The sequence below is a fragment of the Nitrobacter vulgaris genome (assembly GCF_002028545.1).
GTDB classification, from domain to species: Bacteria; Pseudomonadota; Alphaproteobacteria; order Rhizobiales; family Xanthobacteraceae; genus Nitrobacter; species Nitrobacter vulgaris.
The window spans coordinates 58,380-84,491 of the sequence record NZ_MWPQ01000049.1 but is presented as its reverse complement, the minus strand read 5'-3'; the positions used below and the strand labels follow the sequence as shown (position 1 = coordinate 84,491).

Below are 26,112 nucleotides of genomic sequence, written 5' to 3'. Positions count from 1 at the left end.
AGGAAAAACCGGCATTCGAGCAAAGTGGCGGCGAGCCATCGGAGCCGCGTGCGCAATTCACGCAGTCGTCGGTCCATCGACTGCAATTCGGTGGCCCTTTCTGCACCGGGATATCCGTCGTCGGCGGAGGTCGCGGGATATCCATATCGGCGGCGAGAGCGGCTCCGGCGAGGATCGCCAAGGCCATCGCGGCTGCGAGACGTAAACGGAAAAGCCGCATACCGCGTCCTGCTCTGCGAAAGTAAATCAAGGAAACGATACTCTGCGAGGATTATTCGCGACATACGGGCAGCATTAAGATCGTTTCGACTATCGCCACTCGACCTTTGCGATCTCGTAGGCCTTGGCGCCGCCGGGCGCGACGACTTCAACGGAAGAGCCCTTCTTCTTGCCGATCAGGGCGCGCGCGAGCGGCGAGGTGATTGAAATGCGGCCTTGCTTGGCGTCAGCTTCGGCTTCGCCGACGATCTGCCACACCGCCTTCTTGTCGGTGTCCTCGTCGATCAGCGTCACGGTGGCGCCGAACTTGATGGTATCGCCGGACAGCTTGCTGACGTCGATGATGTCGGCGCGTGCCAGCTTGTCTTCGAGCTCGGCGATACGGCCCTCGTTGTGCGATTGCTCTTCTTTTGCGGCGTGATACTCCGCATTCTCCGATAGGTCGCCATGCGCCCGCGCCTCGGCGATCTGCTCGATGATCCGCGGCCGGTCCACCGACTGGCGCTTTTTCAGTTCGACTTCGAGGGCGGCATGTCCCCCTCGGGTCATCGGAACCTTATCGATCATCTCACTTCGTCCTTCGCTTCATCGGCGGCATTGCCGCGTTGTGCGAAGCGGCTTCCGTCCGGGCCTCCGGCCGTAAAGTCCGCATTCGCCTATTGTTTCGGCTCCGACGCTCGCATGTCTTTGCGGCCCCTTTAGTGCAAACTCTTAAGGGAATTCGAAACTCTATGATTCCAATGCAATTGGGTTCAGAAGCTCGCTTTGGACCCGTCGAAGCAATGGAGCACCGTCTTGACCGCGACAGTAGCCGACTGGCTGCTGCCGCGACAAAAACCTTCCCGCAGCCTGCAGGTTCCACTCCTTTAGGGCTCTTGCAGACCGATTATCGGGCCGATCAAGTCCGATTGAGGCCTAAGTCTTGGGAAAATAGCTCTGCAAGGTGCGAACCTCAAGATCTCCGCCCAGATAGGCGCGGATACCCTGCGCGGCAGCCACGGCTCCCGAAAGAGTGGTGTAATATGGCACTTTATGCAAGAGGGCGGCGCGCCGCAACGAGCGGCTGTCAGCCAGTGCCTGCGGCCCGTCAGTGGTGTTGAACACCAATTGTACCTCGCCGTTGGTGATGGCGTCCACGATATGCGGCCGTCCCTCCAGAACCTTGTTAATCTTTTCAGCCGGAACGCCGCTATCGGTCAGGTAGCGTTGCGTTCCCGACGTGGCCATCACCCTGAAGCCGAGAGATGCCAACAGCTTCACGGCCGCGAGGATACGCATTTTGTCGCTCTCGCGGACCGAGACGAACACCGTGCCCTTGCGCGGCAGATGCGTGCCGCTACCGAGCTGGCTCTTGGCGAAGGCGATCTCGAACGAGCGGTCGATGCCCATCACCTCGCCGGTCGATTTCATTTCCGGACCGAGCACGGTGTCGACGCCGGGGAAGCGCGCAAAGGGGAAGACCGATTCCTTGACGCCGACATGGCCGAGCTTTTGTGCCCCGAGTTTGAAGTCGGCGAGTTTCTCGCCGGCCATGATCCGCGCCGCAATCTTGGCGACCGGAAGGCCGACTACCTTGGCGACGAACGGCACCGTGCGTGAGGCGCGGGGGTTCACTTCCAGTACGTAGATCTCGCCGTCCTTGATGGCGTATTGCACGTTCATCAGACCGATGACATCGAGACCGAGCGCGAGTTCGCGGGTCTGCCGCTCCAGCTCGGCGATCGTGGCTGCATCAAGCGAACGCGGAGGCAACGAGCAGGCCGAGTCGCCGGAATGGATGCCGGCCTCCTCAATATGCTCCATGATACCGACGACATAAGTGTCCTTGCCGTCGCCGAGACAATCGACATCGATTTCCGTGGCATCGGAGAGATAACGATCGAACAGCAGCGGGTTGGTGCCGAGCACAGTGTTGATCTGGCCGGTCTTGTCGTTCGGATAACGGGCCTTGACGTCGACCGGCACGAGTTCGGGCAGGGTTCCGAGCAGATAGTCGCCGAGCTGACTTTCCTCGCGGATGATCTGCATGGCACGGCCGCCCAACACATAGGACGGGCGCACCACCAGCGGCAGGCCGAGATCGGCGGCCACCAGCCGCGCCTGCTCCACCGAATAGGCGATGCCGTTCTTTGGTTGCTTCAGTTTCAGCCGGTCGAGGATCCGCTTGAATCGGTCGCGGTCCTCGGCAAGATCAATGGCTTCGGGCGAGGTGCCGAGGATCGGCACATCGGCCGCCTCCAGCGCGCGTGCAAGTTTCAGCGGCGTCTGGCCGCCGAACTGCACGATCACGCCATGCAGCGTTCCGTTCTGCCGTTCGGTGTCGATGATCTCCAGCACGTCCTCGGCCGTCAGCGGCTCGAAGTAAAGCCGGTCAGCGGTATCGTAGTCGGTTGAGACCGTTTCCGGGTTGCAGTTGACCATGATGGTCTCATAGCCAGCATCCGACAGCGCGAAGCAGGCATGGCAGCAACAATAGTCGAACTCGATTCCCTGGCCGATGCGGTTGGGACCGCCGCCGAGGATAACGACCTTGGTCTTGTCCGACGGTGCGCTTTCGTCGGCGACCGCGCCTGCGAACGGCGACTCATAGGTCGAGTACATGTAAGCGGTCGGTGAGGCGAATTCCGCGGCGCAGGTGTCGATGCGTTTGTAGACGGGACGCACGCCGAGGGTGCGCCTGAGCGCTTTGACCTCCGCTTCCGTTCTGCCTGAGAGCACCGCGAGTCTCGCATCCGAGAAACCCATCGCCTTGACCGTGCGCATCCCGAAGGCGTTGCCCGGCAGGCCGTGGGCGCGGACCCTGTTCTCTATCTCGACGATGCCTCGCAACTCAGCGAGGAACCAGGAGTCGATCTTGCAGGAATTGAAGATTTCCTCGTCAGTCCAGCCGAGCCGCATCGCTTGTGCGACTTGCAACAGGCGATCAGGAGTCGGCGTGCCGAGCGCCGCGCGGATCGCGTTCTTGTCGTCGCCCCTGCCCATGCCCTCGATATCGATTTCGTCGAGGCCGGTAAGGCCAGTCTCCAGGCCACGCAGCGCCTTCTGAAGGCTTTCCTGAAAGGTGCGGCCGATCGCCATCACTTCGCCGACCGATTTCATCGAGGTCGTCAACGTGGTTGAAGCGCCCGGAAATTTCTCGAACGCGAAGCGCGGAATTTTGGTGACGACGTAGTCGATGCTGGGCTCGAATGATGCCGGTGTCGCGCCGCCGGTGATGTCGTTGGCGATTTCGTCGAGCGTGTAGCCGATCGCGAGTTTCGCCGCGACCTTGGCGATGGGGAAGCCGGTCGCTTTCGATGCCAGCGCCGAGGAGCGCGACACCCGCGGATTCATCTCGATGACGACCATGCGTCCGTCGGCAGGATCGACGCCGAACTGCACGTTGGAGCCGCCGGTTTCGACGCCGATCTCTCGCAACACCGCCAGCGAGGCGTCGCGCATGATCTGGTATTCCTTGTCGGTCAGCGTCAGTGCTGGCGCCACCGTGATGGAGTCGCCGGTGTGAACGCCCATCGGATCGAGGTTCTCGATCGAGCAGATGATGATGCAATTGTCTTTCTTGTCGCGAACGACCTCCATCTCGTACTCTTTCCAGCCGAGTACGCTTTCTTCGATCAGCACTTCGTTGGTCGGCGAGGCATCAAGGCCGCGTTCGATGATGTCGAGGAATTCGTCGCGCGTGTAGGCAATGCCGCCGCCCTTGCCCCCCATGGTGAAGGAGGGGCGGACGATCGCCGGCAGGCCGATCTCGGACAGCGCCATCAGTGCTTCCGCCATCGCCTGTTGTTGATAGCGCTTGCGTCGCTCGTTCTCGCCGAGCGTCCATTGCCGCTCATGCTCCGCCAGTGCATCGCCGGAGAGGGTTTCCTTTCTGGCCAGATATTCGTCGCGGTATTGCTTTTTCAGCGCCGAGGCATTGGCGAGGCGGGATTTCGGCGTCTCCAGACCAATCTTGGTCATGGCCTCGCGGAACAGTTGCCGGTCCTCAGCCTTGTCGATGGCATCCGCTGTCGCGCCAATCATCTCAACGTCGAAATCATCCAGCGTGCCCTGCCTTCGCAGCGACAATGCGCAGTTCAGCGCGGTCTGCCCCCCCATGGTCGGCAGCAGCGCGAAGCCGCCGGGAATGACGTGGCGTTCCTTTTCGATGATCTTACCGACGATTTCGGGAGTGATCGGTTCGATGTAGGTCGCGTCCGCCAGTTCGGGATCGGTCATGATCGTCGCCGGGTTGGAGTTGACCAGGACGACCCGGTAACCCTCCTCCTTCAGCGCCTTCACCGCCTGGGTGCCGGAATAGTCGAATTCACAGGCCTGTCCGATGACGATCGGACCGGCACCGATGATGAGAATGGTCGAGATGTCGGTGCGTTTAGGCATCAAGTCCCAGGATGAAATCGGGCACAAAAAAAGGGCGCGCGAGCCGCGCGTCCCTTAAGCAAGAGCGCGATCTTCGCGCGCGGGCTGTTTTTAGACCAGATTTCCCGGGTGGGGAAGGATTATAAGGGCTTCATCAACCGGCAATTCCCGGTTTGGAGGCGCAAAAATCCTTTTGCGCCTATGCCCAGGTCGGGCAGGGTACGAAAACTCAGCCGCCGCCGACGAATATCCGCGATGTTACGCCCCATGCGAGCGACGCATAGTCGAATTTTCGGAGTCTTTTTATGGCAGGTTTTGCACAAGCTGCGACCGATCTGGTGACAAAGCAAAGCGCGCACCATTTCGAGATCACGCTGGATCATCTCGAAACGGCGGTGAAGGAGAACGGTCTGAAGGTCTTTACGCGCCTCGATCACGCCGCCGCGGCCAAGACTGTCGGTCTTGAGATGCCTCCGGCGACGGTTCTGGTGGTGGGCAGCCCACAAGGCGGAACGCCGCTGTTTCTTCAGCATCCCATGTTGGCCATCGATTTACCGCTAAAAATGCTGGTCTGGCAGGACCAGGCCGGCAAGGTCTACGTCAGCTATAACGACGCGACTTACATTTCGGCTGTTTTCGCCCGCCACGGTTTCGATGCGAATAGCGACAAGCTCTATGCGGCCGCGAAGGGGCTTGAGAGCAAACTGGCCGCGGCAACCGATGCCGCAATCGGGTAGTCTCAAGAATGAGGTCCCGCTGGACTGAACCAGAATAAAAAGCGTCGCTCCGGCGTCGAACTTTTGCCGCCTGCGGGTCGAGCGGTTTGCAATGTAACGTTAATTCTAGCTTCCGGCGCAAGAGTGTCGGCGATATGCTATGTTCGTAGTTGCGCGGATTTAGCTTAGTGGCAAAGCAGCGGCTTCCAGGTCGCAGACCGATGTTCGATTCATCGAATCCGCTCCGTCACCATCAGGGTTCGTCCTCGCGTGTTATGACGCGCGAATTGCCTTTCGATCTCGCTTAGCGCGGGAGCGGACAGTTTTTCCCAACAGACGATTCTATAACGGTTCGGGGTTATTGCTCCGCCGCGTTTTCACGGGCACTTCACCGTCACTGGCATCATCGTCGCTCGCATAGCGGTTTAGAAAACCGGCAAGCTCGCGCTCGCGAACTCTTTCTTGGTGAGGATGGGTATGCACGTCCGGAAGCTGCGCCGCAGCAGCACGTCGGAGGCTTATGCACGTAAAGAAGTTTGGAGGCCCAGCCTGGACTTGAACCAGGATAAAAAGCTTTGCACAGCTCCCGCGTCGAACTTCCGCCACCGGGCCGACCACAATATTCCGCAACAATCGTCGGGTGGCGAGTCTTACCGCTACTTAACGTTAATGCCGACATAGCATCTGTCTATCCGCTCCAACCGGGCTGCGGCCAGCCTCCGGAACACTCTGCCGGCTCGCGAGTTAGCGCACTTGTCGCTGAATAGTGTCTGACGGTCTGCAGCGACTGTCCGGCCTCGCGCCGAATTTTCCAATTACAATTAGGAGGGTGCATCGTGTCCCAAGCCAAAAGTTCCGCTTTGCGGAAAGTAAACCCCGTACTCGACACGCCGACCGATCTCTCACAGGAAGGCGTCAGTAAGATATCGGCCGCCATGAATACTATCCTCGCCGATACCTTTGCGCTCTATCTCAAGACCAAGAATTTCCATTGGCATGTCAGCGGCCGGCATTTTCGTGACTACCATCTGCTGCTCGACGAGCAGTCGGAGCAGATATTCGGCACGACCGACGAAATAGCGGAGCGGGTTCGCAAGATCGGCGGCACCACGCTGCGCTCGATCGGGCAAGTCGCCAAACTGCAGACGCTCGAAGATAACGACGAGAGCTATGTCCCGCCGCGGGAGATGTTGCGCGAGCTGATGAACGACAACAAGAAGGTCGCCGCGGCCATGCGCAAGGCCCATGATATTTGCGACAAGTATGAGGACGTTGCGACCGCAAGCCTGCTCGAAAATTTCATTGACGCGGCCGAACGAAGGACCTGGTTCCTGTTCGAGGCGAGCCGTCAGGAGGGCAGCAACGAAGCCTGATCGAGCAGGTATTCGCTGCTGGGCTACGCAAAGTCGGCGTAAATCTACGCCGACTTGTTCTCGCGCATCAGACTGGCAAAGCGCTTGAATAAATAGTGCGAGTCCCGCGGTCCCGGCGAAGCTTCCGGGTGATACTGGACCGAGAACACCGGCTTACCTTCGAGTTCGATGCCGCAGTTGGAGCCGTCGAAAAGCGAGACGTGAGTCTGCTTCGCGCCTTTGGGCAGCGTCGCCTCGTCGACGGTGAAACCGTGGTTCATGGAAGTGATCTCCACCCTGCCGGTTGTCTCCTCCCTGACCGGGTGGTTGGCGCCGTGATGACCCTGATGCATCTTCTTGGTTTTCGCGCCCACCGCAAGGCCGAGCATCTGGTGACCGAGGCAGATACCGAAGGTCGGCGTGCCCGACTCGATCACTTTTCGAATCATTGGTACGGCGTACTTGCCGGTCGCGGCCGGGTCGCCGGGGCCGTTCGACAGGAAGACTCCGTCTGGCTTCATCGCCAGGATGTCTTCCGCCGAGGTGGTTGCCGGCACCACCGTAACCTTGCAGCCTTCACCGGCGAGCAGGCGCAGGATGTTTCTCTTGATGCCGTAGTCGACGGCGACAACGTTGAATTCTGGGCTATCCTGCCGGCTGAAGCCCTTACTCCACTCCCACGGCATTTCGTCCCAGGTGTAGCGCTGGCTCGATGTCACCATCGGCACGAGGTCCATGCCCTCGAGGCCGGGCCACTCGCGCGCCTCCTTTTTCAATCCATGCAGATCGAACCGTCCGTTCTTCGTATGGGCGACCACCGCGTTGGGCATGCCGCGGATGCGGATCAAAGCGGTCAGCGCGCGGGTGTCGATGCCCGAGATACCGATGATGCCGCGCGCCCTCAGCCAGGCGTCGAGGTGTTTGGCGGCGCGGTAGTTCGACGGCGAGGTGATGGCGCTGCGCAGGATGACGCCGCGCGCGCCGGGCGTCGCCGCCATGTTCACGGTTTCGATGTCCTCGTCGTTGGTGCCGACGTTGCCGATATGCGGAAAAGTGAAGGTGATGAGTTGCCCGGCGTAGGAGGGGTCGGTGAGAATTTCCTCGTAACCGGTCATCGCGGTGTTGAAGCAGACTTCTCCGACCGCCTGGCCTTCCGCGCCGAGGCCGAAGCCTTTGAGCACGGTCCCGTCGGCCAGCACGAGAAGCGCGGTCGGCTCAAGGTCCGGCCAAGCTGAAGCATTTTCCGATGGGGTCATGAGCGCATGACATAGCCCGGCTACTGCACCGCGTCAAACTCCGGTTCCGGGCAAGCGAATGCCAAATTCAGAACTCCACTGGGATCCTAATAGCTGCTAGTGGTCCTTTGATTCTGAACATTTGCGAGAACCCGGCCGCAACGGGATGCAAATGTTAGAATTGGACCACTAGGGGAGACTTCGATGCTGCGCGATGACATCAACAATGCCGTCAAGGAGGCGATGAAGGCCAAGGACGAGCGCAAGCTCTCCACGCTGCGCATGGTCAACTCCACCATCAAGAACGCCGATATCGAGGCGCGCGGGCAGGGCAAGCCGCCGCTGGCGGATGGCGATTTGCTTGGCGTCCTGCAAAAGATGATCAAGCAGCGCCAGGAGTCGGTCGAACTCTACGAAAAGGGCAACCGCGAGGAACTGGCTGCGCAGGAGCGCGCCGAGATCGCTGTCATCTCGGCCTACCTGCCGAAGCAGATGTCCGACGACGATGTAAAAGCAGCTGTCGCCGCGGTGATTGCGGAGACCGGCGCGAGCGGCATCAAGGACATGGGCAAGGTGATTGGCACACTGAAAGCCAAATACGCCGGTCAGATGGATTTCGGCAAGGCCAGCGGCGTCGTGAAGGCCGCATTGACGTAACAGCGAGATCGCATTCATTATCTTCTCGACCGGACAGCTCAAGCCGATCTTTCACTCCCAACCGATCTTTCGCTTCACGAGCGATCGCTGGCCTCGACGCTTCGAGGCGCCCTTGCTGAATTGGTTCCATGTCAGCGGCAATATTAGTTCGGTTCCTGTTCGGGAACGACCTTCCGCTCGCCGCGTTGTCGCCTCACTAAAACGGAGGCGAACATGGGAATCGGACGCGGACTTCTTCTCTGGCTAATCGGGATTCCGATCCCGCTGATCATCCTCATCGCGTTTCTTATGCATAACTGAGCCTGAGCGAGGGACGACATGAGCATTGGCACAATCATTCTGATCATTCTTATTATTGCGCTGCTAGGTGGCTTCAGCGGAATTGGCGGCGGTCCATTTTACGGCACCGGCTATTACGGCGGCGGTGGCCTCGGCCTGGTAATCGTCATCCTGCTGATTCTGATTCTGATGGGACGCATCTAGTTAATGCGTCAACAGGCTGAATCCGTCATGCGAACGAAGCAATCCGTCCGGTGCGCCGAAAATCGGGTCGCTTCGTCGCGGACGCTGGTGACAGCATCGAATCGAAGAGGATGAGCCCAAGAAATCTACGCTTAGGACGATAGCGCTGTTATCAGCGCCATTTCGACATCGCGGAGCAGCCCGTCAAGCGCCTGGCCCATTGTCCGCGCCTCAAGTGCTGTCATATTGCGCGCGTCAATCGAATATCCACCTCGCGCTCCACATAGGTCCATTCGTCGGTCGCGCGCAGGACGCCGACGAGGTCTTCGAACATCGTTGCATGTTCAGGGGCGTATTCGAACCAGGTCAGGAAATCGAATGGCTCGCCCAAATCGCGACAGTGATAGAGCTGTCGCGCGATGGCGGGCAGGTATTTGAGGCTGGCGGCGATATGGTGCGACTTATCCTCGAAGATTTTCCGCCGTTCTTCCTGGGTCAGATCCCACCACGCGGCCGACTTTCTGATGGGAATGAGCGCCGCTCGGGTTGCCTCGGCACGTCCCAGTCCAGCCTGTACCGAGGTCAGCGCAGTTTTCTCGGCGCGCTCGACGTAGCGCACGTGGCTGGTGAAGCCGCGGAACTGCCACGGCGCCGGGGAGGCGCCGCCCAGCGAGGCGCTCGGCGCGATCTCCAGATGAGACGCTGGTCCGAGGCTTTCGCCGGTGACGGGAGCAATTGACAGAATATTCCAGGCGCCGGTGTTGCCGGCGGTGAAGACTGTGAACGTCATTTCACTTCCGGTGTCTGTGGACAGGTGGGGAAGCAGGGGATATGTATGAGAACATATGTAGTACAATATTAAAAAGGGCCTAGCTGATTCGCCTGGGCGGCGGCAGGCAGTTATACCCGCCGCCGAGATTGAGTGAGACGGCGCATGCGTTTCCCGCCCAGCTTTATTGATGAGGTCAAGGCGCGCCTTCCGGTTTCGGAAGTCGTGGGCCGGCGCGTAAAACTGAAGCGAGCGGGCCGCGAATTCAAGGGGCTGTCGCCGTTCCAGCAGGAAAAGACGCCGTCGTTCACGGTGAACGACCAGAAGCAGTTCTACCACGACTTCTCCACCGGCAAGCACGGCAACATCTTCGACTTCGTGATGGAGACCGAAGGCGTTTCTTTTCCCGAAGCGGTCGAGCGGCTGGCGTCGATGGCGGGGCTTCCGCTGCCGCGCAATTCACGGGAAGACGAGCAGCGGGAGCAGCGGCAGAAATCCCTGTTCGAGGTGATGGAGCTTGCGACCAAGTTTTTTGAGCAAAATCTCGCGTCGCGTATCGGCGCGCAGGCGCGCGGCTACCTGTCGGATCGCGCCATCATCTCCTCAAGCACCGTCGAATTCCGGATCGGTTACGCGACCGCCGATCGCTTCGCATTGAAGGAATATCTGGGATCGCAAGGCGTCCCGGTCGCGGACATGATCGAAGCCGGCTTGTTGGTTGCCGGAGATGATATCCCCGTTCCTTACGATCGTTTTCGTGACCGGATCATCATTCCGATTCACGACCAGCGGGGTCGCGTCGTGGGATTCGGCGGCCGCGCTCTCAAGAAGGACGTACAGCCCAAATATCTGAACTCGCCGGAAACCTCGATCTTTCACAAGGGCTCGATCGTTTTTAACTTTCATCGCGCGCGCCAGCCGGCGCACGAGGCCAATTCGGTCGTTGCCGTCGAAGGATACATGGATGCCATCGCGGTCTATCAGGCGGGGATCAAGGCCGTGGTCGCCACCATGGGGACCGCGTTCACGGAAGAGCAGATCGCTACGCTGTGGAGACTGTCTCCCGAGCCTGTCGTGTGCTTCGATTCCGATCGCGCGGGTGTCGCGGCCGCTTATCGCTCCGTTGACCGCATCCTGCCATTGCTTCGCGTCGGCAAGACCTTCCGCTTCGTGTTCATGGACGAACAAAAAGATCCCGACGACCTGATCCGGGAAAAGGGCGTCGAGGCATTCAGAAGCGTTTTATCAGGCTCCTTGCCGCTGTGGGACGTGCTCTGGCAGCGCGAGACGGACGGTCAGGACGTTCGAACGCCCGACAAACAGGCTGCGCTGGAACAGAAGCTCTATACGCTGGTCCGGACGATCCAGGACCCGGCCGTCAACACGGCGTTTTTCAGAACGTCACGGACACAGCTCGCCAACCTGTTCTGGCAAGTCAATCGGGGGCCGACCCGCAATCACAAGGAAGCAAGCTCCAAATTCGTTCGGAGCGAACTCAAGTTTCGTGGCGAGGGGCAGCGGTCGGGACTGCAAAAGGTCGTTCTCGGGATGCTCGTCCAGTATCCTGATTTGCTCGAGGACAAGCAAGATTCCGTCCTGCGCTTGCACTTTCCCGAGGAGTTCGATGGTTTTTTGACGAGTCTCTTTCAGCTGCTGGTTACCGACGCAAAGCTATCTGTCGCGGATATTTGGACGAAACTTAAACCCGTTTTTTATGACACGCTGCAAGCTGTGCATGGCGAAGCGGGCAACGGAAAACCGCGCGGACATCGGCTGGTTGAGCGCTTTCCAATTTTAAGTCGCGATCCGCCGCTCGATTTTGTGTCTGGGTGCCTGGATCACTTCATTAAAATCCTGCATTGGCATGAGCTGGAGGACGACATCCAGCGGGCCAGGCTCGATGCCGGAGAAGGAGACGAATCTGCCGTCGCGCGCCTGCTAAATCTGGTTCGGGAAGGTCACGCCGAACAGGAAAGCATTAGCGCCGAGGGAGTGGCGTTGTCGGAGTGGGCGGAAGACATCATCCGCATTTGGGCGCCCCAGGGCGGAACGATGCATCTCGCCGCGTGAGCTGTCCGGCGCCAATCGGCGAATCCTGCACGAAAAGAGACGCCGAAAAGGACAGAGATAATGAGGGAATACAGCAGGTTGCTGCGGGTTTGCGGCCCGTCGGGAACAAAACGCGGTCACCTCCGCCCATTTTGGTCGCAGATACCAAGCGGATCGGCTTGTATCATCAGCAGCGCTTCTTACTTAGGGAATACTCTTATAGCGTTTTCGAGCGAAGTGGAATTCGGTTCGCGTGAAAAAACGCGTAAAATCAAAAAGTTAGGGTCTCTTCACCGATTTACGTGAAGCGGTGAAAGACCCTATGGCGCTGGAACGCCGCTGAACCTGCGGGAGGGGAATGCGCCTGTGCGCGGATGGGATCCGTCGCCGGGCTTGGATCGTCTGAAACAAATGATGTTGGGACGATGGCACTCGGAACCATGATAAAGACTCGCCAAATCCGAGGTTTGGCGGCAAACAGGGTTAATTAAAAGTCAAGGGCTGGCAGGCTAAGTCATCCGACACGTAGTCCAACGCGGGTACGATCATTCGAGAGAGGGTTGACGGGGTGGCGAGAGGTTGCGCCGCCCTTTGTGCGTCGTGAGCGGCGCAGATCAAGAGCGCCGGGCGCGGCGCGGATGTCACGGGGAAGCGGGCGCGTTTCCGCATGAGTGCGTTTCAGGAGCTGTGAATGGCGAGCAAGGCAAAGACGCTGCAGGTCAGGGAAAAGGAAAAGGACGACAAGGCCGCCGACGCTCCCGAAAAGGATGTCGCGGACGCGCCGTCGCCGTTGCTCGACCTTAGTGACGCCGCCGTCAAGAAGATGATCAAGCAGGCGAAAAAACGCGGCTTCGTCACCTTCGACCAGCTCAATGAGGTGCTGCCGTCCGACACCACCTCGCCGGAGCAGATCGAGGATATCATGTCGATGCTTTCCGACATGGGTATCAACGTGTCGGAATCCGAGGATGCCGACAGCGAGGAGGAAAACAAGGAAGAGGCTGACGAGGAGACCGACAACGAGTTGGTCGAAGTCACTCAGAAGGCCGTCACCGAGGTCAAGAAGTCGGAGCCCGGCGAACGTACCGACGATCCCGTGCGGATGTATCTGCGGGAGATGGGCACCGTCGAGCTCTTGTCACGCGAGGGCGAGATCGCCATCGCCAAGCGCATCGAGGCCGGCCGCGAGGCGATGATCGCAGGGCTGTGCGAAAGTCCGCTGACCTTTCAGGCCATCATCATCTGGCGTGACGAACTCAACGAAGGAAAGATTTTCCTGCGCGACATCATTGACCTCGAGGCGACCTATGCCGGCCCCGAGGCCAAGAGCGGCATGAACCCGGCATTGCTCGGGCCGCCGACCGGTCCCGACGGCCAGCCGTTGTCGGCTGACGCCTCCGATGCCGCCTCGGGCGAGGAGGGCGTTGGATCCACGGTGACCGCCCCCCCATCGGCACCGCCGTCACCGACCCCATTCCGTGCCGCCCGCGCTGCGCCGGCCGGGGGCTCTGACCTGGACGAGAAGGATCCGGGTGCGGCCGCGGCGGAAGGCGATATGGAGGAGGACGACTTCGACAACCAGATGTCGCTTGCAGCCATTGAAGCCGAGTTGAAGCCGAAGGTGGTCGAAACATTCGACAAGATCGCCGACAACTACAAGAAACTGCGCCGTCTGCAGGAAGCCGACATCTCCAACCAGCTTCAGAACGAGTCGCTCTCGCCGAACCAGGAGCGCCGCTACAAGAAGCTGAAGGATGAGATCATCGTCGAGGTGAAGTCGCTGCGCCTGAACCAGGCGCGTATCGATTCTCTGGTCGAGCAGCTTTACGACATCAACAAAAGACTGGTCTCGTTCGAAGGTCGCCTGTTGCGGCTGGGAGACAGCCATGGCGTGGCGCGCGAGGATTTCCTAAGGAACTACCAGGGTTCCGAGCTCGATCCCCGCTGGCTCAACCGCGTATCGAAACTCTCCGCGAAAGGTTGGAAAAATTTCGTTCATCACGAAAAGGACCGCATCAAGGAATTGCGCGGCGAAATCCAGCAACTCGCGGCGCTGACCGGGCTTGAGATCGGCGAGTTTCGCAAGATCGTGCAGGGCGTGCAGAAGGGCGAACGCGAGGCGCGCCAGGCCAAGAAGGAAATGGTGGAGGCGAACCTGCGCCTCGTCATCTCCATCGCCAAGAAATACACCAACCGCGGCCTGCAGTTCCTTGATCTCATTCAGGAAGGCAATATCGGCCTGATGAAGGCGGTCGACAAATTCGAGTATCGCCGCGGTTATAAGTTCTCGACCTACGCGACCTGGTGGATTCGGCAGGCGATCACGCGCTCGATCGCGGACCAGGCCCGCACCATCCGCATTCCCGTGCACATGATCGAGACCATCAACAAGATCGTGCGGACCTCGCGCCAGATGCTGAACGAGATCGGCCGCGAGCCGACACCGGAGGAGCTTGCCGAAAAGCTAGGCATGCCGCTGGAGAAGGTGCGGAAAGTTCTCAAGATCGCGAAAGAGCCGCTGTCACTGGAAACACCGGTCGGTGATGAAGAAGACTCACACCTCGGCGATTTCATCGAGGACAAGAACGCGGTGCTCCCCATTGATGCTGCGATCCAGAGCAATCTTCGCGAAACCACGACGCGCGTTCTGGCGTCGTTGACCCCGCGCGAAGAGCGAGTGCTGCGCATGCGCTTCGGCATCGGCATGAACACCGACCACACGCTGGAAGAAGTGGGCCAGCAGTTCTCGGTGACGCGCGAACGCATCCGCCAGATCGAGGCGAAGGCGCTGCGCAAACTCAAGCACCCGTCGCGCTCGCGCAAGCTGCGGAGCTTCCTCGACAACTAACTTTCGCTTGTCCCGGGCGCGTGCAACACGAAGCGTTGCGCTCGCGCGACGCTTTAGTCCGGCTCGCCCGGTGGATGGTGCGGGTCGTAGGCATGCGGCCGGTTGGTGCCGATCTTCTTCCAGAACGGCCAGATGAACGTGGCGCCGGCCGTCAGCGGACCGATCGCGCGCCATTCGTGAAAGTCCACCACCAGCACCGCGGGCGTCACCACGAACAGCAGCAGCGCGATGACGCCGAGCGCCAGCATCGCGTTGCGATACGTCTGCGAGACGCCGACGGTGAAACGGATGTCGCCTTCCGGCGCGTCTGCAAGGCGCTCGTGCAGCGTGCGGATGAAATCGCGATAGACCGGCGCGCGGACGCGGTCAGCCTTGCCGTTAATGCCCGCGTCGGTGACGACGAGAAACCGGCCGCCGCGAAAATCGATGCGGCATTTGTCGACGGCATCCTTGCTGTCGGTGTCTGGCATATTGACGGAGACGATATTAGTCCAGAGCTGACGGCCTGCCTCGCCGGTCTGATTGCGCCAGGCGATGGCGGAGTTGTACCCCGCGTCGATCAGCGACACGCCATGGCCCGCGCTGCGCCAGAACAAGCGTTCGCCGTTCACCAGGTAATATAGGTCATAGGCCATCGAGGCCATGACAGGTGCAGGCTCGATCATGTGCGGAGCATAGCGGATTCTCGCGCGACGTCGAGGCTGGTTTTCACGCAGCGGCGTCGGGTTCCTGAATCGAAACCCAGGGCCTGCTTCAATAGCGTTTTCGAGCGAACAGGATTCCACGTCGCTCGAAAACGCTATTAGTCCATCAATTCGCCCGGCGGCTGGCGCGGGTCGTAGCTGCGCGGGCGATTGGCCTCGATCACTTTCCAGAACGGCCAGATGAAGGCAGCGCCGGCTGCGAGCGTGAGCAACACGCGCCAATCCCGCACGATGAACACCAGCACCAGCGGCGTGCCGACGAAGAACAGCGCGGCGAAGACGCCCGTCGCCACCATGAGCCGGTGGCGTCCTGCGGATGCGCCGGCATTGAAGGCGATGGTGCCCGCGGGCGCTTGCGCCAGTCGCAGATGTAAGGCGCGCACGAAATCGCGATAGACCGGCGTGCGGTCGTGATCGACCTCGCCGGAGGGGCCGCCGTCGGTGACGACGAGAAAGCGGCCATCGCGGAAATTGATGCGGCAATTGTTGACGATGTCCTTGCCGCTGGTCATGGACGTCATGTTCACCGAGACGATGTCGGTCCAGAGCTGCCGTCCCGCTTCGCCCTTTTCGGGTTGCCAGACAATCGCGGAGTCGCGCCGATCGTCGATCAGCGTCACGCCATGGTTCGGATTGCGCCAGAAGAAACGCTTGCCGTTCTGCAGGTAGTAGAGGTCATAAGCTGTCGAGGCAGAGGTGGGGGCGGATGTGGTCATGCGGGGAGATTAGCGGATATTGAAAGAGGCGCTTTGAGAGGTGGATCTCAACTTTTCGAAGCGCGCTCACTCTCCCGCTTGCGGGGGAGGGTTGGAGCAGGGGCAGATTGTAAGCGCGATTTGCTGTCGCGTCATCAACGGATTGGCCCAGTCGTCATTCTCAATGGCGTAATACCATTATGCAATGATTTGCTCTTTAATGATTTGGTCTTTGAAGGTTGAATAGAAGCTTTCAGATCGGATCGTATCGCGAATTTTTTCTTGGGAGGAAATGCCTTGTTTCTTTAGTTGATCTTCAATGATTTTGACGATGTTTGAAACTTCCTTCTTTAAAGCGGCCTCATCCTTTGAAAGATCAATGAGTGCTTCCTCTACCGACTTTCGTTCTTTCTTTTTTATCGCAAACGCGTCTTTTCCCTTTGTTAGTCGAAGACCGATCGCGGCTAAGATATAGTATCTGAAAGTTTTAGATGTGCTTTCGATGCGATTTCTCCAAAGAAATTCGAGTCGATAGTTGAGGTAGGCGACGGCGTGGTAGATGCGCACGTCATGATCGTCCAAAAACATCGATTTTCGTACTCTGAAACAATACCACGGTAGTCCCGAGCGGCGCGTTGAGGTTGGAATAGTAAACATGCTGCAACGGCCTTCATTAGAACGGAAGGTTGCATGATACGAGTGCGTTCGATTTTTGGAGATGATCTGTATTGATTGTCACGTCTTTCGATGAATATCTTTTGATCGCCGTCGAGACTTCTGCAATATTCTTCGAGGTTTTTCATAAATGGACGTAGCGCCCAGAATTGTTCTTCGCGAACTGAATTTTGACTGTTCGTTCCAACAATAATTGAAGAGACGAACTGATCGTCCTTAGATCCGATAAGTCGGAATGGTACTTGTATGGATTCGGCAAGCGTTGGATTGGCTGCTCCACCTTTTTGATTATTGTCGCCGTAGACCAAATCAAAGATTACATTGCAGGTCTGACAGCCGTTGACTATCTGGAAATCCTCAAGGCGAAATTTGTCGCCGGTCCGATCAATATTTTTCGAAACAACGGTGATGCCGTTGTTTCGAAAAACGAACTCCTTGCCTCCGTCTTTCCGAACTATTTCCTTTATTCGAAGGTTAATTTTGGAGGTTGCATCGTAGTCCCTGATGTTATCGAAGAAGACAGTTCGATTGATTGCAAGCGCATCATCTTCGACGTTGTTAATTGTATAAAGTTTCAGGAGATTCTTGGCGTCTACAAACCCCAAGTATGCATCTTCGACATGCTCGTTTGTTGGCATAACGACGTTACGTGGAAATTCGATTTCGACTTCGATTGAGCTGGTAGCGGCACGATATGCTTGCTGAAGCTGCTTGGCGCCGACGAATTGGATGGCCATTGCCTTCGTGTGGAAGATATTCTTCTGTTCTAGTTCGACTCGGAAGTTTGCTCGAAGCTTTTCGATCCTTGAAGGCTCATCGTAGTTTCCAGTTGTTATGTAGTAGCAAGATAGCTTTGGATTTTTTCTCCCTACTCCTTTCGAATAGACCTCCTTCATGGCCCCGGTTAGATTAGAAAGCGCATCGCTCTCATTCCCAAGTCCTCCATCGAAGAACTCAGAGATAGCATCATAGAATTTGGATATATTCCCATAGTCGTAGGTCGTGCTCGTCTTCGATTGGAAGAAGATGAACTCGATCGAAGGATTATTTATAGCTGCAAGCTTTTCTGATGCCTCGTGGCTATCTCTAACTAGCTCGCCCTGAATCAAGATCGCTATGCCATCGAGTCCAAACTCTTCTCCATCTAGATGAACTTCGTTGGGATCAATCGATTCGCCTTGCAGGCCATTCAGAATTGCGAAGATCGAATAGACCTCAAACTGATTTGGCTCAGTTCGGTGGGTTAAGGAGTGAGCAATCGCAAATTCTCTCACCTGAGCTTGGATAACTGGATTCATAGCTACCTATTTTCCTGGACTTCGATCAGCCGTAGGTATCGTCGCATTCTCGTATTAGGTGAGCAAGATTCTATCCACAACTTAGTGTCATCAAGGCTTGCCGCCCGAAAGAGTTAGGTATATATTCCCAATTATATACTTTACACCACAGGGTACAAAATGTACGGTTCCAGTGCGGAAGGCGAAGCGCCGGAAGCTGGCGCGCCCGAGATCAACGATGAAGCCCTCAATAGGGGGGTGAATACTCTCCTTGAGTATCCTATCGCGGACTGCGATCCGGCTATTCTGCGGGACGCTCTGCGGTCTGCATTCCGTGAGGTTTGGCCGCTAAAGCCTCTCTAATTTCATTTCTGAGTTTTTTAAACTCAACCGTTCTGTCGTGGACTTTTGCGATAAAGTCTCCGACTTCGGCCATATCGAATTTTTCGAGGGTGTAGACTAATTTGCCGTTTGCGCCCTTCGTTGTCAGGCGAACTGTTTTTGGTTCTCCGTGCTCAAGGACAACTGGGTCATGTATAATCCTGTTTCGTCTTATCGTTAGGGGGCGAACTTCATTGGAAAATCTGATGAGTTTTTTGATGGTTCGTGGCGAGACGCCGGAGTATTCTGCCCGTTGAAGAATTGCGATGAGTGCGTCAAATTTGGCGTGTATCGAGCCAATCTGCGCAATAAGAGCAAGAGCGACTTCGATCTTTTCATCGGCAAGCTTAGCAATAGTTAGGTCTACCATATGCTCGAACCAGGACCATGCGCTTGCTGCGTGTCCGACAGCGGCGTGACAAGGTGTATCGGCTCTATTGGATACGAAGATTAATTCGTCGTCAGGTTCATGCGTCATGCCGGATGCCAAAAAAGAAAAGCCGCTAACAGCCGAGGAAGTTCAAAAACGCTTTGAGGCCGCGCTAAAGGGCGCGCTTAAAACGCCTCATAAACCTTTGAAACCAACCAAGAGCAAAACTGCAACACCTACCAAACAAAGGCCGCCAAAGGGGCATAAGAGGGATTCCCAAGACTTCAGAATCGGCATACAAAAAAGGGCGACAGAAACGGATGCGGGTCCGAACTGTCGCCCTCGTTGGTCACTTAGAGGGAATTACTTTCCCTTCTTGATCGTCTCTACGACGTGCGTCGATGGCTTTGACTGCGCCGTTTTGACGGTGGTGAAACGCCCGCTTTGGGCACTTCTACCGATCTTACTGCCTTTACTCACTGCGGTTACTCCTCTGTTCCGGACAGTCCGAAATTGGCTGCCCGGGATAGAGGCGTTTCCGAATCAGTATAGGCGAATGGAACTATACGGCTTTCGCACTAGTGAGTCCCGTTTCAGACCCACCTACGCTATTTTGTCCGCCAATATTTGACGAATTTCGGCTTTGCTTTTGGGAGCTTAGAGCGCCAGCGCAGGAAGCGGCCAGCAGCTTTGCTGTAGTCGGGCTTAATGAGATTGCCGGTACGTCAGACGCTTGCCAGCCGCACCTTTGATCGCAAGGTCTGCACGTTCCCCATCGTTGTAGCCGAGCTTAACCCGGTGGTTGTAGCGGAAGTCGTATTCTGAAAGGTAGCGGTGCAGGTGCTTCTCAGCGCAATGCTGATAGACGCCTTTCATGCCGCGCTTGAAGATTGAGAAATAGCCTTCGACAGAATTGGTTGTCACATCGCCGCGAGCATATTCCTTGTGGCTGTGATTGATCGTTTCGTGCGTTGCGAAGTGAGCGCCAACTTTTGTGTAGAGGCGGCTTTCATCGGTGTGCAAGCGCGTCTCGTGATGGATGTTCGCAGTAACGATACCGGCAACGGTCGAAGCGTCTGCCACGGCGACATGGAAGGAACGGACGTTTCCGCCGCGCTCGACAAGTGAGACGATTGCTCGCTTATTTGACGGGCCTGTGCGGCCCGATTTTGTAAAAGGGCGGCCACTCGTAGTTTTAGTGCGGCGCTTGGACTCGGGAACGTTGCCAAAATAGGTTTCGTCGGCTTCGACTATCGAGCCTTCGCCGCCCATAGGGGCGACAAGGCCACCAGCGCGCATTGCTTCGCGGATACGATGGGACAGGAACCAAGCGGTCTTATAGGTCACGCCAATGGCACGGTGTAGTTGATGGGAGCTAACGCCCTTCTTTGAAGACGCCATCAGATAGAAAGCCTGAAGCCAGATGTGCAGCTTGATATGGCTGCTTTCCATCACGCTTTTGGTCGTGACGCTGAAGTCCTTCCGGCATTCTTTCTCACGGCAACGGTAGATACCGGCCTTCTTGGTAGCGAACGAATTGAGTGATCCACAATGCGGGCAGACGCGCTCACCACCCCAGCGCAGAGCCTCTAGGTACTCGCGGGCCGCTTCTACGGTCTGGAAATGGGCTGCGTTGAACTGGCTCATGGCGGGGCGTCCGGTTTCGATAGCCGGACCATATACCTAGCACGTGTGGTGTCAAGTATATAATTGGGTATATATTCCTATTCGTCCCGTCCCACTGAGAGGGGCGGCTCGCGATCGTCACGGTCGGCGGGGCGGGATGCGGTGGGCGCGCGCGGCGTTCGATGTCTCGGATCGCGCGGGGGTAACCTCGCGAGTGAGATGAGGCTGACGGCCACGTCGTGCGCGAACGGCCCAGCGCGCGATATCCCGGCGCATCGCCTTGCGCCATGGGGCAGCCTTGCGGCCGTCTCCCTCAACGGGAGCGGCGGCGAGGTGCAAGACCCCTGGAGTGATCGTCACCTCAGGGCCGGCGGTCAGGGGTTTTCGCGCAGCAAGCCGTTAACACCATCGCGCGCGGAACGCCGGATGATTCCGGTGTGACCGTGGCGATGATACTCGTGTGCTTTTACTTTTGCACACGGGGCCATGGGTGCATCGAGCACCCGGCGTTCCGCGCGCCCTCTCACGAGAGCGCAGAACGGAATCACCACGACGGCGTCCCCGCGCCGCTAAACAATAGGGGTATTTTTGCACGCCCGAAGGCCGGCGCGAATTTTTTCCGGCGCGAACGGCGCAAGCGCCGCGCGCGCGGTCGTTAATCATCGCGTTGCCATAGTCATGCTATAACGCGCGACGATTCAGCAAAAGGGATTGCAATGAAAACCCGTTTCGCCATCGCCTTCGCCGCCGCCTTTCTCGCCGCCCCCCTCGCATCGACCGCCGTTTCCGCCGCGCAATGCGGCGGCGACTTCAATACGTTCGTGGCGTCGATGTCGCGGGAAGCCGCGGCGGATGGTATCTCGCAGAACGTGATCTCGCAGGCGCTTGGCGGCGTGCAGCAGGATCAGGCGGTCCTGAATTTCGATCGCCGCCAGCGCGGCACCTTCCGCAAGAGTTTTGAGCAATATGCCGCGACCCGCGTCACCGGCGGCCGCATCAAGGGCGGCAAGGCGATGCTGGCGCGTAATGGCTCGCTGCTGTCGCGGATCGAGAAGCAATTCGGCGTGCCGCCGGAGATCGTCGTCGCGATCTGGGGACTGGAAACCGATTTCGGCCGTGGCGACATGGGCAAGCTGCCGGTGTTCCGGGTGCTCGCGACCATGGCGCATGATTGCCGGCGCACCGAACTGTTTCAGCACGAGCTGCTGGCGGCTCTCAAGATCCTGCAGCGCGGCGACCTGCGTCTCGGCGATATGGTCGGCGCCTATGCGGGCGAGATCGGGCAGACCCAGTTTCTGCCTTCGTCCTATATCAAGTACGGCGTCGATTTCGACGGCAACGGCCATGTCGATCTCCGGCATTCGGTGCCGGACGTGCTGGCTTCGACGGCGAACCTGTTGAGGGTCAACGGCTGGAAGGCCGGTGGCGACTATCACGAGGGCTCAGCCAATTTCGAGGCGATGCGCGAATGGAATCGCTCCGAGGTTTATCGCAAGACCATCGGCCTTTTCGCCGACAAGCTGGCCGGGCAGTAAGGACAGCTTTTTTCGAGCGAAGTGGACACCGGTTCGCGTCAAGAAAACGCGTCAAACAAAGTCCGGCTTTGATTTCATCAAAGCCGGACTGGCTCTATGGCTGCACCAGTTCGACCCGGCGGTTTAGCGCGCGGCCGCTGTCGGTGCCGTTGGAGCCGACCGGGGCGAGGAAGCCGACGCCGGCGGTGTTGAGCCGGGGCTTGGCGATCTTGTAATTGCGCACGAGGTCCTCGGCGACGGCCTCGGCGCGGCGGCGCGACAGGTCGAGGTTGTGGGCCGGTGTGCCCTGGCTGTCGGTATGGCCGACGATATAGACGTTGAGCCCGGGCTGACCGCTCAGCAGCTTCGCGATCTGGTCGAGGGTCGGCCGGCTCTCCGGCTTGAGTGTGGCCTTGTCGGTGTCGAAGTAAATGCCGTAGAGCGCGATGTGCCCGCTCTCGCCGAGCCCCTTGGCCATCGCAGCCGCATCGACCATCTTGTTCTGCATCGCGTCGCGTTCGGCGACGGTGAGCTGCGCGAAGATGTCGTCGTTGTTCTTGCTGACCAGCACGCTGACATAGGTCTCGCGCCCATTCTCGACCTTCCTGCCGGCATAGTAGCGGTAGTCGAAGCCGTCGACCCACATTTGCGGTATCGGCAGCGCGCCGATTGTCTCGCTGAATGGAATTCCACCGCAGGCCTCGACATCGCAAGCGAGCAGCGTCTCGAACCCGGCATTCGCCAGTTGGCTCTCGAAATTGCGGGATACTTCAAGAATCGAGGGACCAGGCCCCGTGCGGTAAGCGATACGGGAGATGCGGCCTTCCACTCTGCGCGGGTCGGTGGCCTTGCCGTCCTTGAACGGAGCGGCCTGCAGGGTTGCGGCGTCGAAATCCTTCACGTCATAGCCGGTGATGATGCTGCCTTTGAAGCGGCCGATACCGGGATAATCGTGCGATTTGGCAACATCGCCCGCCGCGGCTGCGGCCGGTGCGGTCAGGCTCGGCATCAAGTGAATGACGATGGCAGCGGCAACAGCGAGGGCCAGGCGCGGCATGAATCAAACCTTTTGATAGCGTCACATGAAAACGTCATACGAAGTGGAAGGCGAGGGATTCGCTTCGATCCTCGCCGTTCCGACTGGAGAAAACATGTTCGTCCGCAATCGTAGCGGGTCATGCGCCGTCATCGAAGGCTCGGGCGAGCAAAGTCCGCCCGAGCCTCTGAGACTACTTCTTCTTTTTCTTTGCGGTTTTCTTTGCGGTTTTCTTCGCCGCTTTCTTCGCTTTCTTGGCCATAATGTCCTCTAAGGGTTAAATGGTTGAACGCGACTTCGAGGCGTGTTCAAGGGGACAACCGCACAACAGCCTCGGACATCGATCCGAGCAGATTCGGATGAGTCTGTCGTCGCGTCACCAAGGTGCCGTCATCCCGTTATCCACAAGGTTGCTTGGCAATCTCCTTAGAAGCGGGTGGAGATTCCGATGTAGCTGACAACGTCGGGCGTGTTGCGATTGAGACCGATGTTAAGCCCGACATCGATCTGCAGCGTCGGGTGCGGCAGCCAGGCCAGGGCAATATCGTAGCTATATTGCCGTACCGTGCCGGTAGGATCGAAATTCTGGTTGGTCCAGATCTCATTGTACAGAGTGAATTGCCCGAACTGCTTGGCGATGTTCACCAGTCCTGTCACGCCAAGGTGCCGGCCCCGGCCGTCGAAATCGGCCAGCACATCGAGCTGTGGACCTAGCGTGACGGTCCAGCCGTCCGGTACGCTATAGTTGATCGGGGCGGCAACACCGCCTTCGACCTTGCCGTTGCCGATGCCGGTGCGCGCGGTGGGTAGTTTCATGAACGGCAGGATGGCAAGCTGGAAGGCGCTCTCGAGGGGGCAGGCGCTGCTTGAAGCGAACGGTCATGTCGCCCAAACCCGAGACGGAGGCGACATTGCCGCCGGCATCACGCGTCCGCACTTGGGTGAAGGGCACCCCCGTTCAGCTGGATGTCGCTGCTGTCTGACAGGCCGTATTTGAACGTCGGGTTGGTGAACAGCAGCTGGTCGGCGCGAATACCGGCAGCGGTGGTTCTCAGCCAGTTGAAGGTGTCAGCCTCGATTTGCACCATCCCCTTTGGCACGGTGCAGGTGAAGTTGGACTTGGTGGGCCGGTCGGTGCAGATCGGCGCATCAGGCGTGGACCCGGTGGGCACAACATCCTGTGCCATGGCAGGAGCCGCGAAGAGCGCAGCCGATAGCACGAGCGTGCTCATCGCATACCTTCCTCTCAGGCAAGACCGAGGGCGGCGATGGCCATGTCGATCAGCTTGATGCCGACGAAGGGCGCGACGGGGCCGCCGAGGCCGTAAACGGGAAGGGAGGATATCAGACAGTCCGTGCAGCCCCTTGTTGAGAAGCCCCTCAAGCGCGGGCGGCAATACCGCCGCCATAGCCGCGAAGCCAAACAACGATGCCGGAAAGACAAGGAGCGCGAGCAGCGCCAGTTTGATCTCCCGCGCTTCGATCTTCTTGCCGCGATACTCGGATGTGCGGCCAACCATCAGACCGGCGACGAACACGCGAGCAACGCCATGAGGACCATGGTAGCGAGGCCCGAGCCGATGCTACCGGGCAGGATCTCGCCGAGCTTCATCAAGATACTGATTTCATTGGCGCTCCCTAGGGGAATTGAACCCCTGTTTCAGCCTTGAGAGGGCCGCGTCCTAACCGCTAGACGAAGGGAGCGTATTGGAGGCAATAACCCCGAAATCGATACGCTGCAAGGTACCTCAGGATATCAGGGCTCGCGTGCGAAACTCAGTGTTCCGGTCGACCGCAGCGTACGCGGATCGAACGTCCGTATCTGGACGGAACCGCCGAGATCGAGGGTCACCACGAGTCGGTCACCTGTAACCGCAGTTGCGATGATCTTTGCGTCCTTCGGCAGGGTGGCGGTGACGTCGACCGCCGGCCTGCTTCCCTCAACGCGAAAAAAACGATAGCCGATGGCGACCAGGACGGCTCCAACGGCGAGGGCCGTGGTCAGCCCAGCGATCAACATCATCCGCCGAACCCTCGCGAACAGCGCGGCCTGTTCCGGCGTCGGTTCAGAGTTTAAAGTCTCAGTCATGCAAGGCTCAGCTCTTGAAGGCTCATCATCGGATCACAATCAAAGGCTGGACATCATTGTCACCGGCGACGAGGGGTCGGTGCGCCTTGACCGCGTCCTTGCCGTCCACAGTCCCGATTTGTCGCGATCACGCCTGAAATCCCTGATTCTCGCCGGCTGCGTCAGTGTTGTGAAAAAAGTTTCTGCTGCCGAGAGTGCGATCGGCCCGGCTCGTGTTTGCGACCCGGCTTATCATGTCGCTTCGGGAGATACGATCACAATCCTCGTGCCCCCGGCAATATCGGCCAAACCGAAAGGCGAGGCCATCGCGCTGGATATCATCTACGAGGACAACGATCTCATCGTCATTAACAAGCAGAAAGGTCTGGTGGTTCATCCCGGAGCAGGCCACCAGGCCGGGACGCTCGTCAACGCCCTCATCGCGCATTGCGGGGAGAGTCTGTCCGGCATCGGCGGCGTCTGCCGACCCGGCATCGTACATCGACTCGACAAGGACACCACCGGCCTCATGGTAGCCGCCAAGAATGACGCCGCACATAAGTCGCTGAGCGCGCAATTTGCGGATCACGGGCGTACGGGAGCGATGCGACGCGGTTACCTGGCTTTTGTCTGGGGACTGCCGAACCGTCCCCACGGCACGGTTGACGCTCCGATAGACCGGCACCCTTACGCACGCGAAAAGATGGCCGTACGTGCAGGCGGGCGGGAAGCGATTACCCACTGGGAGGTACTGCAGGCTTTCAACGGCCGGGACGGAAAACCGGTGGCCGCTCTTCTCGCCTGCCAACTCGCCACCGGCCGCACACATCAGATTCGGGTACATCTCGCCGACGCCGGCCACCCTCTGATGTGTGATGGCGTCTATGGATCGCATTTCAAGACCAAGGCCAATCATCTGGGGCCACGGGCCTCGGCTGCCCTAACCACTCTCGGGCGGCAGGCACTTCACGCGTACCTTCTGGTCATCGAACATCCACGGACCGGAGAAATTCTGCGCTGGGAAGCAGGGTTGCCGGAGGACCTGTTTTTACTTCGATCGGCTTTGACGGCGGCGGAATGACGCATATTTCAAAAAAACA

The 26,112-nt window shown here is 58.5% G+C and carries 22 protein-coding genes, 3 tRNA genes and 1 pseudogene; 10 read left to right on the top strand and 16 right to left on the bottom strand.

Going from position 1 to position 26,112, the window contains the following annotated elements:
• Window positions 1–309 precede the first annotated feature (309 nt).
• Window positions 310–786, bottom strand: coding sequence for a transcription elongation factor GreA (gene greA / locus B2M20_RS13185; RefSeq protein ID WP_079447496.1), 477 nt, complete (start codon window positions 784–786; stop codon window positions 310–312).
• Between the two features lie 348 nt (window positions 787–1,134).
• Window positions 1,135–4,599 carry a carbamoyl-phosphate synthase large subunit gene (carB, locus tag B2M20_RS13180; protein ID WP_079447495.1) on the bottom strand — a complete coding sequence of 1,155 codons (3,465 nt, stop codon included), beginning with the start codon at window positions 4,597–4,599 and terminating at the stop codon, window positions 1,135–1,137.
• A 284-nt stretch (window positions 4,600–4,883) separates the two neighbouring features.
• Here carB and B2M20_RS13175 point away from each other — a divergent pair, with 284 nt between their 5' ends.
• A complete protein-coding gene (locus B2M20_RS13175; protein WP_079447494.1) occupies window positions 4,884–5,315 on the top strand; it encodes a DUF302 domain-containing protein in 432 nt (143 codons plus the stop codon).
• Window positions 5,316–5,468: 153 nt separating this feature from the next.
• Window positions 5,469–5,538: transfer RNA gene (locus B2M20_RS13170), tRNA-OTHER, on the top strand.
• A gap of 293 nt (window positions 5,539–5,831) precedes the next feature.
• Here B2M20_RS13170 and B2M20_RS13165 read toward each other — a convergent pair.
• Window positions 5,832–5,906 (bottom strand) — tRNA-OTHER (locus B2M20_RS13165).
• 224 nt (window positions 5,907–6,130) lie between these two features.
• Here B2M20_RS13165 and B2M20_RS13160 point away from each other — a divergent pair.
• Window positions 6,131–6,667 (top strand): Dps family protein, encoded by a 537-nt coding sequence (locus B2M20_RS13160; protein WP_079447493.1) that lies wholly within the window; start codon window positions 6,131–6,133, stop codon window positions 6,665–6,667.
• A gap of 44 nt (window positions 6,668–6,711) precedes the next feature.
• Here the strand turns inward: B2M20_RS13160 and carA are convergent, their stop codons facing one another.
• A complete protein-coding gene (carA, locus tag B2M20_RS13155) occupies window positions 6,712–7,902 on the bottom strand; it encodes a glutamine-hydrolyzing carbamoyl-phosphate synthase small subunit (RefSeq protein WP_079447492.1) in 1,191 nt (396 codons plus the stop codon).
• Window positions 7,903–8,085: 183 nt separating this feature from the next.
• Between carA and B2M20_RS13150 the strand changes: the two genes are divergently transcribed.
• Window positions 8,086–8,538 (top strand): GatB/YqeY domain-containing protein, encoded by a 453-nt coding sequence (locus B2M20_RS13150; protein ID WP_079447491.1) that lies wholly within the window; start codon window positions 8,086–8,088, stop codon window positions 8,536–8,538.
• A 318-nt stretch (window positions 8,539–8,856) separates the two neighbouring features.
• Window positions 8,857–9,021: a DUF3309 family protein gene (locus B2M20_RS13145; protein ID WP_009798696.1), complete on the top strand. Its 165-nt coding sequence runs from the start codon at window positions 8,857–8,859 to the stop codon at window positions 9,019–9,021.
• A gap of 220 nt (window positions 9,022–9,241) precedes the next feature.
• Here the strand turns inward: B2M20_RS13145 and B2M20_RS13140 are convergent, their stop codons facing one another.
• A complete protein-coding gene (locus B2M20_RS13140) occupies window positions 9,242–9,790 on the bottom strand; it encodes a chlorite dismutase family protein (protein WP_079447490.1) in 549 nt (182 codons plus the stop codon).
• A 144-nt stretch (window positions 9,791–9,934) separates the two neighbouring features.
• On the opposite strand from B2M20_RS13140, the gene dnaG reads away from it, so the two are divergent.
• A complete protein-coding gene (gene dnaG, locus B2M20_RS13135; protein WP_079447489.1) occupies window positions 9,935–11,839 on the top strand; it encodes a DNA primase in 1,905 nt (634 codons plus the stop codon).
• Window positions 11,840–12,509: 670 nt separating this feature from the next.
• On the top strand, window positions 12,510–14,666 hold the full coding sequence (rpoD, locus tag B2M20_RS13130; RefSeq protein ID WP_079447488.1) for an RNA polymerase sigma factor RpoD: 2,157 nt from the start codon (window positions 12,510–12,512) through the stop codon (window positions 14,664–14,666).
• 53 nt (window positions 14,667–14,719) lie between these two features.
• On the opposite strand, the gene B2M20_RS13125 is transcribed toward rpoD, so the two are convergent.
• The 5 genes from B2M20_RS13125 to B2M20_RS13105 all read right to left on the bottom strand — a co-directional run bounded on the left by B2M20_RS13125 (window position 14,720) and on the right by B2M20_RS13105 (window position 20,415).
• Window positions 14,720–15,331, bottom strand: a complete 612-nt coding sequence (locus B2M20_RS13125; protein WP_244553514.1) for a hypothetical protein — start codon at window positions 15,329–15,331, stop codon at window positions 14,720–14,722.
• A gap of 137 nt (window positions 15,332–15,468) precedes the next feature.
• A complete protein-coding gene (locus tag B2M20_RS13120; RefSeq protein WP_201789027.1) occupies window positions 15,469–16,086 on the bottom strand; it encodes a hypothetical protein in 618 nt (205 codons plus the stop codon).
• Window positions 16,087–16,529: 443 nt separating this feature from the next.
• A complete protein-coding gene (locus tag B2M20_RS13115) occupies window positions 16,530–18,038 on the bottom strand; it encodes an AIPR family protein (RefSeq protein WP_201789026.1) in 1,509 nt (502 codons plus the stop codon).
• Window positions 18,039–18,318: 280 nt separating this feature from the next.
• Entirely contained in the window at window positions 18,319–18,888 is a 570-nt protein-coding gene (locus B2M20_RS13110) for a hypothetical protein (RefSeq protein WP_210189128.1), read from the bottom strand.
• A gap of 585 nt (window positions 18,889–19,473) precedes the next feature.
• A complete protein-coding gene (locus tag B2M20_RS13105; protein WP_079447486.1) occupies window positions 19,474–20,415 on the bottom strand; it encodes an IS1595 family transposase in 942 nt (313 codons plus the stop codon).
• Between the two features lie 198 nt (window positions 20,416–20,613).
• Here B2M20_RS13105 and B2M20_RS13100 point away from each other — a divergent pair, with 198 nt between their 5' ends.
• Window positions 20,614–20,835, top strand: coding sequence for a hypothetical protein (locus tag B2M20_RS13100; RefSeq protein WP_079447485.1), 222 nt, complete (start codon window positions 20,614–20,616; stop codon window positions 20,833–20,835).
• A 275-nt stretch (window positions 20,836–21,110) separates the two neighbouring features.
• Window positions 21,111–21,929 (top strand): lytic murein transglycosylase, encoded by an 819-nt coding sequence (locus tag B2M20_RS13095; RefSeq protein ID WP_079447484.1) that lies wholly within the window; start codon window positions 21,111–21,113, stop codon window positions 21,927–21,929.
• Between the two features lie 94 nt (window positions 21,930–22,023).
• On the opposite strand, the gene B2M20_RS13090 is transcribed toward B2M20_RS13095, so the two are convergent.
• The 6 genes and pseudogenes from B2M20_RS13090 to B2M20_RS20315 form a co-directional block, all read right to left on the bottom strand.
• Window positions 22,024–22,965, bottom strand: a complete 942-nt coding sequence (locus B2M20_RS13090) for an OmpA family protein (protein ID WP_079447483.1) — start codon at window positions 22,963–22,965, stop codon at window positions 22,024–22,026.
• Window positions 22,966–23,370: 405 nt separating this feature from the next.
• The gene (locus B2M20_RS19150) at window positions 23,371–23,772 is read right to left on the bottom strand and encodes a transporter (protein WP_338013170.1); all 402 of its coding nucleotides are present in this window, start codon (window positions 23,770–23,772) and stop codon (window positions 23,371–23,373) included.
• A gap of 95 nt (window positions 23,773–23,867) precedes the next feature.
• On the bottom strand, window positions 23,868–24,176 hold the full coding sequence (locus tag B2M20_RS19145; RefSeq protein ID WP_139372912.1) for a hypothetical protein: 309 nt from the start codon (window positions 24,174–24,176) through the stop codon (window positions 23,868–23,870).
• 105 nt (window positions 24,177–24,281) lie between these two features.
• Window positions 24,282–24,559: pseudogene (locus B2M20_RS13075) on the bottom strand (potassium-transporting ATPase subunit KdpA); the annotation flags it as partial.
• 14 nt (window positions 24,560–24,573) lie between these two features.
• Window positions 24,574–24,648, bottom strand: a tRNA-Glu gene (locus tag B2M20_RS13070).
• Window positions 24,649–24,700: 52 nt separating this feature from the next.
• On the bottom strand, window positions 24,701–25,033 hold the full coding sequence (locus B2M20_RS20315; RefSeq protein ID WP_087881183.1) for a hypothetical protein: 333 nt from the start codon (window positions 25,031–25,033) through the stop codon (window positions 24,701–24,703).
• Between B2M20_RS20315 and B2M20_RS13060 the strand changes: the two genes are divergently transcribed.
• Window positions 25,032–26,093 (top strand): RluA family pseudouridine synthase, encoded by a 1,062-nt coding sequence (locus tag B2M20_RS13060; protein WP_087881182.1) that lies wholly within the window; start codon window positions 25,032–25,034, stop codon window positions 26,091–26,093. The genes B2M20_RS20315 and B2M20_RS13060 overlap by 2 nt on opposite strands.
• Window positions 26,094–26,112 lie beyond the last annotated feature (19 nt).

Excerpts from the sequence above, each read along its gene's own strand:
- greA (WP_079447496.1), bottom strand. The coding sequence starts at position 786 with ATGATCGATAAGGTTCCGATGACCCGAGGGGGACATGCCGCCCTCGAA.
- carB (WP_079447495.1), bottom strand. The coding sequence starts at position 4,599 with ATGCCTAAACGCACCGACATCTCGACCATTCTCATCATCGGTGCCGGT.
- B2M20_RS13175 (WP_079447494.1), top strand. The coding sequence starts at position 4,884 with ATGGCAGGTTTTGCACAAGCTGCGACCGATCTGGTGACAAAGCAAAGC.
- carA (WP_079447492.1), bottom strand. The coding sequence starts at position 7,902 with ATGACCCCATCGGAAAATGCTTCAGCTTGGCCGGACCTTGAGCCGACC.
- B2M20_RS13150 (WP_079447491.1), top strand. The coding sequence starts at position 8,086 with ATGCTGCGCGATGACATCAACAATGCCGTCAAGGAGGCGATGAAGGCC.
- B2M20_RS13145 (WP_009798696.1), top strand. The coding sequence starts at position 8,857 with ATGAGCATTGGCACAATCATTCTGATCATTCTTATTATTGCGCTGCTA.
- B2M20_RS13140 (WP_079447490.1), bottom strand. The coding sequence starts at position 9,790 with ATGACGTTCACAGTCTTCACCGCCGGCAACACCGGCGCCTGGAATATT.
- dnaG (WP_079447489.1), top strand. The coding sequence starts at position 9,935 with ATGCGTTTCCCGCCCAGCTTTATTGATGAGGTCAAGGCGCGCCTTCCG.
- rpoD (WP_079447488.1), top strand. The coding sequence starts at position 12,510 with ATGGCGAGCAAGGCAAAGACGCTGCAGGTCAGGGAAAAGGAAAAGGAC.
- B2M20_RS13125 (WP_244553514.1), bottom strand. The coding sequence starts at position 15,331 with ATGATCGAGCCTGCACCTGTCATGGCCTCGATGGCCTATGACCTATAT.
- B2M20_RS13120 (WP_201789027.1), bottom strand. The coding sequence starts at position 16,086 with ATGACCACATCCGCCCCCACCTCTGCCTCGACAGCTTATGACCTCTAC.
- B2M20_RS13115 (WP_201789026.1), bottom strand. The coding sequence starts at position 18,038 with ATGAATCCAGTTATCCAAGCTCAGGTGAGAGAATTTGCGATTGCTCAC.
- B2M20_RS13105 (WP_079447486.1), bottom strand. The coding sequence starts at position 20,415 with ATGAGCCAGTTCAACGCAGCCCATTTCCAGACCGTAGAAGCGGCCCGC.
- B2M20_RS13100 (WP_079447485.1), top strand. The coding sequence starts at position 20,614 with ATGAGGCTGACGGCCACGTCGTGCGCGAACGGCCCAGCGCGCGATATC.
- B2M20_RS13095 (WP_079447484.1), top strand. The coding sequence starts at position 21,111 with ATGAAAACCCGTTTCGCCATCGCCTTCGCCGCCGCCTTTCTCGCCGCC.
- B2M20_RS13090 (WP_079447483.1), bottom strand. The coding sequence starts at position 22,965 with ATGCCGCGCCTGGCCCTCGCTGTTGCCGCTGCCATCGTCATTCACTTG.
- B2M20_RS19145 (WP_139372912.1), bottom strand. The coding sequence starts at position 24,176 with ATGAGCACGCTCGTGCTATCGGCTGCGCTCTTCGCGGCTCCTGCCATG.
- B2M20_RS13060 (WP_087881182.1), top strand. The coding sequence starts at position 25,032 with ATGCAAGGCTCAGCTCTTGAAGGCTCATCATCGGATCACAATCAAAGG.
- B2M20_RS20315 (WP_087881183.1), bottom strand. The coding sequence starts at position 25,033 with ATGACTGAGACTTTAAACTCTGAACCGACGCCGGAACAGGCCGCGCTG.